The sequence below is a fragment of the Planomonospora corallina genome (genome assembly GCF_042650625.1).
GTDB lineage: Bacteria > Actinomycetota > Actinomycetes > Streptosporangiales > Streptosporangiaceae > Planomonospora_B > Planomonospora_B corallina.
The window spans coordinates 1-11678 of record NZ_JBHSBM010000007.1 but is presented as its reverse complement, the minus strand read 5'-3'; the positions used below and the strand labels follow the sequence as shown (position 1 = coordinate 11678).

The window sequence follows — 11678 nt, the reverse complement described above, 5'->3', positions numbered from 1 at the left end:
GTCGGGCAGGTAGGCCGCCTCGGTGCGCTTGCCCATCGCCGCCGCGGCGGCGGTGATGTCGGGGTGGGCCCCGGCCGCCACGGCCGCGTGGATCGCCGAGCCGAGGGCGCAGCCCTGCTCGGAGCCGATCACCGAGAGCGGGCGGCGGAGCACGTCGGCGTAGACCTGCATGAGGAAGCGGTTCTTCAGCAGGCCGCCGGCGACGACGAACTCCCGCACCGGCACGCCGGCGGTCTCGAAGGTCTCCACGATCGTGCGGGCGCCGAAGGCCGTCGCCTCGATCAACGCCCGGTAGGTGTCCTCGGGGCGGGTGGCGAGCGTCTGGCCGACGACCACCGCGGACAGGTCGTGGTCGACGAGCACCGACCGGTTGCCGTTGTGCCAGTCCAGCGCGACGAGGCCGTGCTGCCCGACCTCCTGCCCGGCGGCGAGCGCCGCCAGGTGCTCGTGCACGCTCACGCCCCGCCGCTCGGCCTCCCGTTCGTAGGAACCGGGCACGCAGGTCTCGACGAACCAGCCGAGGATGTCGCCGACGGCGGACTGGCCCGCCTCGTAGCCCCACAGCCCCGGCACGATCCCGTCGCCGACCACGCCGCACATGCCCGGTACCTCGGCGAGGACGTCGGAGGGCATGATGTGGCAGGTCGAGGTGCCCATGATCGCGACCATCTGGCCGGGCCGTACGGCGTCCGCCGCGGCGGCGGTGACGTGCGCGTCCACGTTGCCGACGGCGACCGCGATGCCCTCGGGCAGGCCGGTCCAGCCGGCGGCCGTCGCGGACAGGGTGCCCGCCAGACCGCCGAGCGGGACCGGCTCCGGGCCGAACTTGCCGGTGAAGCCGGCGAAGGCGGGGTTGAGCTCGGCCAGGAACTCCTGCGACGGGTAGGTCCCGTCCTGGCGGATCGCCTTGTAGCCGGCCGTGCAGACGTTGCGGGTCTCCACGCCGGTCAGCTGCCAGACGATCCAGTCGGCGGCCTCGATCCACCGCTCGGCCGCCCCGTACACCTCGGGGTCTTCCTCCAGCACCTGCAGGCCCTTGGCGAACTGCCACTCGGAGGAGATCTTCCCTCCGTAGCGGGGCAGCCAGCTCTCCCCCCGTTTCGCGGCGACCGCGTTGATCCGGTCGGCGTGCGGCTGAGCGGCGTGGTGCTTCCAGAGCTTCGGCCAGGCGTGCGGCCGGGTGGCGAAGCGCGCGGTCTCGCACAGGGGGGTGCCGCCGGCGGTGGCGGGCAGCACCGTGCAGGCGGTGAAGTCGGTGCCGATGCCGATCACGTGCTCCGGGGGGACCCCGGCGGCGGCGACGGCCTCGGGCACGGCGGTGCGCAGCACCTGCCGCCAGTCCTCGGGCGACTGCAGCGCCCAGTCCGGCCCCAGGCGCACGTCCGTGCCGGGCAGCCGGTCGTCGATCACCCGGTGGGCGTACTCGTGCACGGCGGCGCCCAGCTCGGCGCCGTCACGGACCCGCACCACCACGGCGCGGCCCGACAGCGTGCCGAAGTCGACACCGATCACGTACCGGTCGCTGTTAGCGTTCACACTCTCTCCCGGGTCGGGGGTTGATCGAAGGACGGGGGCCGCGGCCGGGCCGCTCGGGCCCGGTCTCCGGCGCCGGTCAGGTCCGGCGTGCGGAGATCAGGCGCTGGAGCAGGATGAAGGCGAACAGCAGCAGGCCGATGAAGATCTTGGTCCACCAGGAGCTGAGGGTGCCCTCGAAACTGATGATCGTCTGGATCAGGCCGAGGACCAGCACGCCGAGCACGGTGCCCGCCAGATAGCCGGACCCGCCGGTCAGCAGGGTGCCTCCGATGACGACGGCGGCGATCGCGTCCAGCTCCATGCCGACCGCGTGCAGGCCGTACCCGGAGAGCATGTAGAGCGAGAGCAGCACGCCGCCGAGCGCGGAGCAGAAACCGCTGATCGTGTAGACCATGATCTTCGTCCGGGCCACCGGCAGGCCCATGAGCAGCGCCGACTGCTCGCTGCCGCCGACGGCGTAGACGTTGCGGCCGAGCCGGGTGTAGTGCAGCACGTACGCCGCCGCGAGCACCACCGCCAGGGCGATGACGACGCTCACCGAGACGAACATGCCGCCGGGCAGCGCGATCTGGGTCTGCGCGACGGCCGTGTAGGCCGGGTCGGTGATCGGGATCGAGTCGGTGCCGATCACGTAGCACAGGCCGCGGGCCAGGAACATGCCGGCCAGCGTGACGATGAACGGCTGGATGTCGAAGTAGTGGATCATGCAGCCCATCGCGAGGCCGAGCGCCGCGCCGATGAGCAGCACCAGCGGGACCACCAGGAGCGGTGGCCAGCCGGGGCCCGCCATGAGGCTCGCCGAGACCATCGTGGAGAGCGCGACCACCGCGCCGACCGACAGGTCGATGCCTCCGGTGAGGATCACGAAGGTCATGCCGACGGCGACCACGAGCAGGAACGCGTTGTCGACGAAGACGTTGAGCACCACCTGCCCGGTGGCGAAGCCCTCGTAGCGCACGCCTCCGGCGACGAACATCGCCGTCAGCAGGCCGGCCGTCACCAGGACGGGGATGTAGGTGCTCCGGTGGCCGGAAAGGGCCGACCGGCCGCGGGTCAGGACGCCCGTGCTCATGCCGTGACCTCCACCTTCTCGTCGGTGGCCGCGGGCGCGGCCGGACGGCGGCGTCCGCGGCGCCGGAACGCCTTCTCGCGGAAGGACGGGGACTGCACCAGGCAGACCACGGTCACCACGAGAGCCTTGAACAGCAGCGTGGTCTCCGGCGGGACGCCGACGGAGTAGATCGTGGTGGTGAGCGTCTGGATGATGAGCGCGCCGAGCACGGTGCCGCCGAGCGAGAAGCGGCCGCCCATGAGGGAGGTGCCGCCGATCACGACGGCGAGGATGGCGTCGAGCTCGATCCACAGGCCCGCGTTGTTGCCGTCGGCACTGGAGACGTTGGAGCTGATCATCAGTCCGGCGATGCCCGCGCAGAGGGCGCAGAACGCGTAGACCGCCACGGTCAGCCCCCGCGAGCGGATGCCCGCCAGCCTGCTGGCCGTCGCGTTGCCTCCGATCGACTCGATGAGCAGGCCCAGGGCCAGCCGCCGGGTGAGGAAGGCGGTGGCGGCCAGGACGGCCAGCACGATGAGGATGCCGAACGGCAGGGTCAGCCAGTAGCCGCCGCCGATGAGCTTGTAGGGGTCGCTGTTGACCGTGATGATCTGCCCGTCGGTGATCAGCTGGGCGAGGCCGCGCCCGGCGACCATGATGATCAGCGTCGCGATGATCGGCTGGATGCCGACGCCGGCGACGAGGAAGCCGTTCCACGCTCCCAGCACCACCGCCAGCGCCAGCGCCAGCCCGACGGCGGCGAGCACGCCGCCCACGCCGTTCTGGTCGGGCAGCTCGCTGATCTGCAGGCAGGCCAGGGCGCCGGAGATGGCCACCACCGAGCCGACCGACAGGTCGATGCCGCCGGTGGCGATGACGAGCGTCATGCCGATCGACACGAGGATCAGCGGCGCGCCGAAGCGGAAGATGTCGATGAGGCTGCCGTAGAGGTGGCCGTCCTTCATCTCGACCGACAGGAAGCCCGGTGTGAACGCCACGTTCGCCAGCAGCAGCAGGGCCAGGACGGCACCGGGCCACAGCAGGCGGTGCCTGGCGAGGGCGGTCATGCGCGTCCTCCGCTCGCGATGGTCTCCATGAGGACTCCGGTGGTCAGGCCGTCGTCGTTGGGCAGTTCGGCCACCAGGCGCCGGTCCCGCAGGACGCCGACCTTGTGGCTGAGCCGCAGCACCTCTTCGAGCTCGGCGGAGACGAACAGCACGGCCATGCCGCCGTCGGACAGCTCGGCGACCAGGCGCTGGATCTCCGCCTTCGCGCCGACGTCGATGCCGCGGGTGGGCTCGTCGAGGACGAGCAGGCGGGGTTCGAGGATGAGCCAGCGGGCCAGCAGCACCTTCTGCTGGTTGCCACCGCTGAGATTCTTGACGAGCTGGTCGGGGTCGCCCGGGCGGATGTTCAGCGCGGCGATGTACTTGGCGACCAGCTCGTCCTGCGTGCGCCGGGGGATCGGCCGGTGCCAGCCTCGCTTGGCCTGCAGCGCCAGGACGATGTTCTCCCGCACGGTGAGGTCGCCGACCAGGCCCTCCGTCCGCCGGTTCTCCGAGCAGAACGCGACGCCGCGGTTCATGGCCGCGCGCGGCGTGCGCAGCGTGACGGGCTCACCGTCGATCCTCAGCGAGCCGGTGGTCGCGTGGTCGGCGCCGAACAGCAGCCGGGCGATCTCGGTGCGGCCGGAGCCGAGCAGCCCGGCCAGGCCGACGACCTCGCCCTGGCGGATGGTGAGCGTGAACGGCTCGATCGCCTTGGCGCGGCCCAGCCCCTCGGCCTCCACCAGCGGGCCGCTCACCCGCGCGGGCGGCTTGCCCTCGAGCTTCTCCAGGTCGGCCAGCTCGCGGCCGATCATCTTGCCGACGAGCTCGACCTGGCCGAGCTCGCTGGTGAGGTACTCCCCGACCAGCGTGCCGTTGCGCAGGATCGTCATGCGGTCGGAGATCTCGTAGATCTGGTCGAGGAAGTGCGAGACGAACAGGATCGCGATGCCCTGCTCCTTGAGGCGGCGCATCACCGCGAAGAGCCGGGAGACCTCTCCGGCGTCGAGGCTGGAGGTCGGCTCGTCGAGGATGAGCACCCGCGCGGAGATGTCGACCGCGCGGGCGATGGCGACCATCTGCTGGATGGCCAGGGAGTAGGAGGACAGCGGGGCCGACACGTCGATGCGCAGGTCGAGCCGGGCGAGCAGTTCGGCGGCGCGCCGCCGCATCTGCTTCCACCGGATCCGGCCCAGGCGGCGCGGCTCCCGGCCGATGAAGATGTTCTCCGCGACCGAGAGGTTCGCGCAGAGGTTGACCTCCTGGTAGACCGTGCTGATCCCGGCCTGCTGCGCGTGGAGGGGGCTGGCGAAGGAGACCGGCGCCCCGTCCAGTTCGATGCGGCCGGCGTCGATGCCGTGCACGCCGGTGAGCACCTTGATGAGGGTCGACTTGCCGGCGCCGTTCTCTCCCATCAGGGCGTGCACCTCTCCCGGCAGCAGCCGGAAGTCGACGCCGTCCAGCGCCTGCACGCCGGGGAACTGTTTGCTGATCCCGCTCATCCTCAGGATCGGGGCGGGTGCGGCCATGGGGCGGCCCTTTCCTCGGGAGGGCGGGGCCGCTCGCGGGGCTCAGGATCCGCGAGCGGCCCCGTCCGGACTAGTACGGGCGGGTGGGCAGAGCGGCCTTGGCCTGCTCCGGGGTGAAGGTGGTCTCCTCGGTCAGCACCCGCTGGGGCACCTGCTCGCCGGCGACGACCTTCTTGGCCAGGTCCATCAGCTGCGGGCCGAGGATGGGGCTGCACTCGACGATGAAGTTGATCTTCCCGTCGGCGAGCGCCTGCATGCCGTCCTTGACCGCGTCGACCGTGATGATCTTGATGTCCTTGCCCGGGACCTTGCCCGCGCCCTCGATCGCCTCGATGGCGCCCAGGCCCATGTCGTCGTTGTGCGCGTAGAGCACGTCGATGTCGGGGTTGGACTTCAGGAACGCCTCCATGACCTCCTTGCCCTTGGCCCGGGTGAAGTCGCCGGTCTGCGAGGCGATCACCTTGAACTTGGGATCGGCCTTGATGATCTCGGCGAAGCCGTCCCTGCGGTCGTTGGCGGGCGCGGAGCCGGTGGTGCCCTCCAGCTGGACGATGTTCACCGTCTCGGTGGAGTCCTTGTACTCCTCCACCAGCCACTTGCCGGCCTTGCGGCCCTCCTCGACGAAGTCGGAGCCGAGGAAGGTCTTGTAGAGGCTGGTGTCGGCCGAGTCGACGGCCCGGTCGGTGAGGATCACCGGGATCTTGGCGTTCTGCGCCTCCTTGAGCACGGTGTCCCAGCCGGACTCCACGACCGGCGAGAAGGCGATGACGTCGACCTTCTGCTGGATGAAGGAGCGGATCGCCTTGATCTGGTTCTCCTGCTTCTGCTGGGCGTCGGAGAACTTCAACTCGATCCCGGCCGTCTTGGCCGAGTCCTGGATGGACTTGGTGTTGGCGGTGCGCCAGCCGCTCTCCGCACCCACCTGGGAGAAGCCCATGGTGATCTTGCCGTCGTCGGCCCCGCCGGACCCGCCCGAGCCGCCGCTCGCGCAGCCGGCCGCCGCCAGGACGGTGACACCGGCGAGCAGCAGCGCTGACATCCTCTTGAACACGGTCGTCTTCCTTTCCCGCTCATGCTCCTGTGAGCATGTTTTTGTTAGCGTTAACATGCGTCGCGACGTTCACCCCCGATCCCTTCGCGACTATCGTGAGGCCGGCGCGGTGCTGGCCCTTTCCACGAACCTGGGCGGGACCACGGACGTCTCGCGGCCCCTCCGCTCTCCCGTCTCTATCCGGCGCAGCAGCATCTCGATGCTGCGCCGGCCGACCGCGGCGAAATCCTGCCTGACCGTGGTGAGCGGGGGCGAGAAGAACTCCGACTCGGGGATGTCGTCGAACCCGACGACGCTGATCCGCTCGGGGACCCGCACCCCCTCCTCGGCGAACGCCCGCAGCACCCCGAGCGCCATCTGGTCGTTGGCCACGAACACCGCGGTGACATCCTCCATCCCGGCCAGGCGGCGCCCGGCCTCGTATCCCGAACGCGGACTCCAGTCGCCCACGAGCATCTCGGGCTCCCGGCGACCGGCGGCGGCCAGCGCGGCCCGCCACCCCTCGACCCGCCCCTCCGCCTCCAGCCAGTCGGACGGGCCGCTGACGTGCCAGACCGTCTCGTGGCCGAGACCGAGCAGGTGCTCCGTGGCCAGGCGGGCCCCGGCGACCTGGTCGACGCTGACCGTGGAGACGTCGCCGGCCGCCCCTCCCTCGACGGCGACCACGGGGGCGCCGGCGGGCAGGTCCGTCAGCGCGCGGGCCGCCGAACGCTGCGGGGCGACCACGACGATGCCGTCCACGGCCTGCTCCGTCAGATAGCCGAGCGCGTCCCGCACCCCCGCCCGGTCGATGGAGGTGAGGCTGACGATGCTGACGAAGTAGCCGGCCGCCCGGGCCGCCTGCTCGATGCCGTAGACCGTGCTCGCCGGGCCGTACAGCGTGGTGTCGAAGCTGACGACGCCGAGCGTGCGCGAGTGCCGGGTGACGAGGGCGCGGGCCACGAGGTTGCGCCGGTAGCCCAGCCGGTCGATCGCCTCCATGACCCGGGTGCGGGTCTCGGCGCGGACGTTGGGGTGGTCGTTGAGCACCCGCGAGACCGTCTGGTGCGAGACGCCCGCCAGCCGGGCCACGTCCGCCATCACGGGCAGACGCTCCTTGCTCGATGTCACGGGCCGCTCCCTCGTCGCCGTACCGGCCGTACCGGTCTGGGTCAGACTGTGAACGTTAACAACGGGTTGCGTCAAGGACCTCTCCGGTTACGGTCGGATTACGCCGCACGATCGCGGAGTGCGGCGCCGGAAGGCCTTGACGGCGGGACCGCGGAGCCCTTGAATGGGCCCGGATGTCTGTTAACGCTCACACCAGAAATCCCGGCACGGCCCGGCGTCGCTCCCCCGCGCGATCCGCGGGAAGCGGACCGCGCGGGACGGCACGGGCCTGGGACGGCCGGACAGGTGCGGAGGTCAGCCGCCGTAGGCGGGGTGCCCGAAACCGACGATGTTCTGCATGGTGCGCGTGCGGGTGACGACCTTGTCGCTGATGTTGCCCTCGACGGTGGTGACCGAGCCGTCGGGGTTGACGCCGGTCACCAGGCCGACGTGGTCGATGGCCGCGATGCTGCGGGAGCCGGCCCAGTCGAAGAAGACCAGGTCGCCGACGCGCGGGGTGCGGTCGAACCGCCTCTGCTTGTCGAACCACTCGGCGTGCCAGGGGGTGTAGGCGAAGACGCCCATCTGCTCGTCCACCCCGTTCTGCACCCCCACCCAGGCCAGGAACATGTCGCACCAGGCCGCCGCGGCGAAGCCCTTCTGCTTGGTGTGCTCGTCGTACCAGATGCCGTAGGCGGTCGTGCCGTCCCCGCTCTCGCCCTCCCCGACCTTGCTGAGCGCGGTGGCGACGACCTGCTGCGCCTTGGCCGCGGCCGAGAGCGGCGCGGCCTGCGCCTGGGACCCGGTCGCGCCGAGCCGCCCGGGGAGCTGGATTCCGGCGCTCTCCAGCTGCGCCCGCGCCTGGTCGAGCCGGTCCTGGACGTCCGCGGACCGCGTGCCTGCGCCTGCCTGGAGCCCGCCGGTCCCGGTCTGCTCCGTCAGGCCGCCCGGCGCGGTCCGCGCCGGGAGCTCGGTGGCCGCGGGGATCCGTACGGTCCCCTGCCGGAGGGTCGCGATATTGGACTCGATCTCGGCGATCCGGGCCTGCAGATCCGCGAACGGGGACGAGTCGGACAGGGTGTCCGCGGCGGCGGGCGCGGCGGACAGGACGGAGAACCCGGTGACGGCGGTGAGGGCCAGGCCCGCGGTGAGGCTCCCGCGGAAGACACGCGACAGGGCGGACAAAGACGCGTTTCCCTTTCTGCTGCCCGCCGGGAGGGGGCCGCGCGCCACCGGGGCGGCGACGGGCCGGGGAGGGCTCCCGGCGGCGCGGAGGGCCGACCACCGGGACCGGCGCGCACCTGCGGGCAGAGAGCGGTCCGCGCACACCCTGTTGTCGCCCTACAGTTCGGCGACCGCGGACGGTTACTGAGACAAAATCAGCGGTAACGCTCCGCACACGACCCAGGGCAGGGGAAACCGGCACCCCGTGACGCGCCGATGCCGTCGTCTCCGCGTCTTCCACCCGGCGGGCCCCGTCCTCACGCGGGACACGGCCGGGGGATATCGTCACGTTCCGTGAAGATCGAGTTGTCCCACCCCTGGCCGGAGACGGCCGCCGAGGCCGAGGCCGTGCAGGACGCGCTCCGCGCCGGGCTCGACCTGGCGGGCCCGGGCCCCTCGGACCCGGCGACCGTGGCGGGGGTGGACGTCGCCTACGCCGGGGAGCGGCTCGCGGCCGCCGTCGTCGTCCTCGACACGGCGACCCACCGGGTGGTCGAACAGGTCGCCGTGGCCGGCCGGACCGCGTTCGAGTACGTGCCGGGGCTGCTGGCCTTCCGGGAGCTGCCCTCGCTCGTCGAGGCGCTGGAGCGGCTCACCTCGGTCCCCGACCTGATCGTCTGCGACGGGTACGGCCTGGCCCACCCGCGCCGCTTCGGCCTCGCATGCCACCTGGGGGTGCTCACCGGGCTGCCCACCGTGGGCGTGGGCAAGACCGCCTTCGTCGGCTCCTACCGGGAACCCGGCCCACGGCGCGGCTCCTGGAGCGAACTGATGCTGGACGGCGAGGTCGTGGGGCGGGTGCTCCGCACGCAGGACGGCGTCAAGCCGGTCTTCGTCTCCCCGGGCCACCGCGTCGACCTGGACACGGCCTGCCGGCACGTCCTGGGGCTCAGCCCCCGCTACCGGCTCCCGGAGACGACCCGGGCCGCCGACAGGCTCTCCCGGGCCGCCCTGCGGGCCGCGGCGGACTGACCGACCGCGGTCCGCAGGACGGCCGCCGTGTCACGCCGGCGTCACGTCCCGGAGAGGACTCTCCTAGAGATGGGTCCCCGCCACCCGGGCCAGCAGGTCCTGCACACGGGCCGCCAGGTCCTTGGGACTGAACGGCTTGGTCATGTAGTCGTCGACACCCGCCTCGAACGCCTGCGTCACATCCGCCTGCTCCGACTTGGCCGAGAGCATGAGCACCGCGACGTTCTGCCCGCCCGGCATCTCTCTCAACCTGCGGCACACCTCGGGGCCGGACAGCCCCGGCATCATCCAGTCCAGGATCACCACGTCGGGCAACCTCTCGGCCAGGGCATCCATCGCCGCCAGCCCGTCATTGGCCATCCGCACCTCGTGCCCGGCCTTCTTCAGCGCGAAACTGATCACGAACTGGATGTCGGTGTCATCCTCCACCGTCAGAACCCTGGCCATGTCTCACCCCCAACAGCTCACGTCCCCGGTTAGGAAAGTGCCCTGGTCACCGACATTCATACCGGTCTTGCGCCCTTTGCACGAATTTGGCGAGAGCACCGGCCCGCCGGCGCGGGGCCCACGGGGCACACTGGGGAGCGGTACCGGAGCAGGAGGAGGGTTCTTCGACGCCGTGAGCGGCCGCGAGGTGGTCATCCTGATCGGCCTGCAGGGGTCGGGCAAGACGACCTTCTACGGCCAGGCGCTCGCCGCGACCCACGCCCACGTGAGCAAGGACCTCTTCCCCCGCGCCCGGCGGCGCCAGGAGCGGCAGCTCCGGCTGATCCGCGAGGCGCTGGAGCAGGGGCGCGACGTCGCCGTGGACAACACCAATCCCTCCCCCGAGGAGTGGCTGCCCCTCATCGAGGTGGCCCGGGAGCACGGGGCGCGGGTCATCGGCTACTGGTTCCCGCCCGATCTGGCCGGCTCCTTGGAGCGCAACGCCGCCCGGCCGGGACGGGCCCGCGTCCCGGAGGTGGGCCTGTACGCCACGCTCAAGCGCCTGCGCCGCCCGCGCCCGGCCGACGGGTTCGACGAGCTGTTCACCGTCCGCTTCGACGGCCACGGCGGGTTCGCCGTGCGTCCGCTGGAGGAGTGGCGGCCGTGAGGGCCCGGGGCTCCGGCCACCGCGGGCGGGATCAGCGGTGGCGGCCCGCCCCGGGCGTCCCGGCGGGGCGGCCGGCCAGCAGCGCGTGGACCTCGGACAGCAGGCCGCGGACCTCGAAGGGCTTGGTCATGTAGCGGTCGACGCCGGAGATGAAGCCCAGCGACCGGGACAGCTCACTGCCGCGGGCGGTGAGCATGATGATCGGCAGGTGGGCGGTGGCGGGGTCCTCGCGCAGGGCCTGGCCGACCTGCATCCCGGACATGCCGGGCATCATGACGTCCAGGATGACCAGGTCGGGCCGGTCGATGCGGGCGTGGTGCAGCCCCTCGACGCCGTCGGCCGCGGCGATGACGTCCAGCCCCACGCTGGTCAGCACGTCGGTCAGCAAGGCGCGGACATGGGGTTCGTCGTCGACGACCAGGACGGTGGCCTGCGCCGGGAACGGCCGGGCCGGGGCGGCGGGGGACTCGACAGGGTTCATGGTGTTCTCCTAACGGTGGTCGGTGCGGTCGGTGCGGTCGGCGTGGCCACTGGGGCCGATGTGACCGGTGCGGTCGGTGCGGTCGGTGTGGCCACTGGGGCCGATGTGGCCGGCGTGGTCGGCGTGGTCGGCGTGGTCGGCGTGGTCGGCGTGGTCGGCGTGGTCGGCGTGATCGGCAGGGTGACGGTGACGGTGGTGCCCCTGCCCGGGACGGACCGGACGCCGATGGTCCCGCCGTGCGCGTCGACGATGGCCTTGCTGATGGCCAGGCCCAGACCGGTGCCCGGCACCTGGTTGTCACTGGCGGTGGAGGAGCGGAAGAACCGGGTGAACAACCTGCCCTGCTCCTCCTCCGGGATGCCGACCCCGGTGTCGGCGACGGCGAGGGTGACCGTGCCCCCCCGGACGCCGCCGTCACGGCCGGCGCCGACGGTGACCGTCCCTCCCCGCGGGGTGAACTTGACGGCGTTGGACAGCAGGTTGAGCAGCACGCGCTCCAGCTGGGCCGCGTCGCCCTGCAACGGCGGCAGGTCCGGCGCCAGGGCCGACACCAGCTCGACCCCGGCGGCGGTGAAGGCGGGCTGCACCGCGGCGCGGCAGCGGCCG

The 11678-nt window shown here is 71.9% G+C and carries 12 protein-coding genes; 2 read left to right on the top strand and 10 right to left on the bottom strand.

Annotated features, from left to right (window positions below):
• The 7 genes from araB to ACFOWE_RS01985 form a co-directional block, all read right to left on the bottom strand.
• On the bottom strand, positions 1–1536 hold a 1536-nt coding region (araB, locus tag ACFOWE_RS02015), incomplete at its 3' end, for a ribulokinase (RefSeq protein ID WP_377285011.1).
• A gap of 76 nt (positions 1537–1612) precedes the next feature.
• On the bottom strand, positions 1613–2608 hold the full coding sequence (yjfF, locus tag ACFOWE_RS02010; protein WP_377285010.1) for a galactofuranose ABC transporter, permease protein YjfF: 996 nt from the start codon (positions 2606–2608) through the stop codon (positions 1613–1615).
• Positions 2605–3654: an ABC transporter permease gene (locus ACFOWE_RS02005; protein WP_377285009.1), complete on the bottom strand. Its 1050-nt coding sequence runs from the start codon at positions 3652–3654 to the stop codon at positions 2605–2607. The genes yjfF and ACFOWE_RS02005 overlap by 4 nt, the downstream gene beginning before the upstream one ends.
• The gene (locus ACFOWE_RS02000) at positions 3651–5162 is read right to left on the bottom strand and encodes a sugar ABC transporter ATP-binding protein (protein WP_377285008.1); all 1512 of its coding nucleotides are present in this window, start codon (positions 5160–5162) and stop codon (positions 3651–3653) included. The genes ACFOWE_RS02005 and ACFOWE_RS02000 overlap by 4 nt, the downstream gene beginning before the upstream one ends.
• 70 nt (positions 5163–5232) lie before the next feature.
• Entirely contained in the window at positions 5233–6213 is a 981-nt protein-coding gene (locus ACFOWE_RS01995) for an ABC transporter substrate-binding protein (protein WP_377285007.1), read from the bottom strand.
• 90 nt (positions 6214–6303) lie between these two features.
• A complete protein-coding gene (locus tag ACFOWE_RS01990; RefSeq protein WP_377285006.1) occupies positions 6304–7323 on the bottom strand; it encodes a LacI family DNA-binding transcriptional regulator in 1020 nt (339 codons plus the stop codon).
• 294 nt (positions 7324–7617) lie between these two features.
• On the bottom strand, positions 7618–8487 hold the full coding sequence (locus ACFOWE_RS01985; RefSeq protein WP_377285005.1) for a CHAP domain-containing protein: 870 nt from the start codon (positions 8485–8487) through the stop codon (positions 7618–7620).
• A gap of 333 nt (positions 8488–8820) precedes the next feature.
• On the opposite strand from ACFOWE_RS01985, the gene ACFOWE_RS01980 reads away from it, so the two are divergent.
• Complete coding sequence (locus tag ACFOWE_RS01980) at positions 8821–9498, top strand: endonuclease V (RefSeq protein ID WP_377285004.1); 678 nt, start codon at positions 8821–8823, stop codon at positions 9496–9498.
• 63 nt (positions 9499–9561) lie between these two features.
• On the opposite strand, the gene ACFOWE_RS01975 is transcribed toward ACFOWE_RS01980, so the two are convergent.
• Entirely contained in the window at positions 9562–9945 is a 384-nt protein-coding gene (locus ACFOWE_RS01975) for a response regulator transcription factor (RefSeq protein ID WP_377285003.1), read from the bottom strand.
• Between the two features lie 172 nt (positions 9946–10117).
• Between ACFOWE_RS01975 and ACFOWE_RS01970 the strand changes: the two genes are divergently transcribed.
• Positions 10118–10591 carry an AAA family ATPase gene (locus tag ACFOWE_RS01970; protein WP_377285002.1) on the top strand — a complete coding sequence of 158 codons (474 nt, stop codon included), beginning with the start codon at positions 10118–10120 and terminating at the stop codon, positions 10589–10591.
• 31 nt (positions 10592–10622) lie between these two features.
• Here ACFOWE_RS01970 and ACFOWE_RS01965 read toward each other — a convergent pair whose 3' ends face one another.
• Positions 10623–11072 (bottom strand): response regulator transcription factor, encoded by a 450-nt coding sequence (locus ACFOWE_RS01965; protein ID WP_377285001.1) that lies wholly within the window; start codon positions 11070–11072, stop codon positions 10623–10625.
• On the bottom strand, positions 11069–11678 hold a 610-nt coding region (locus ACFOWE_RS01960), incomplete at its 5' end, for a sensor histidine kinase (RefSeq protein ID WP_377285000.1). The genes ACFOWE_RS01960 and ACFOWE_RS01965, both read right to left, overlap by 4 nt.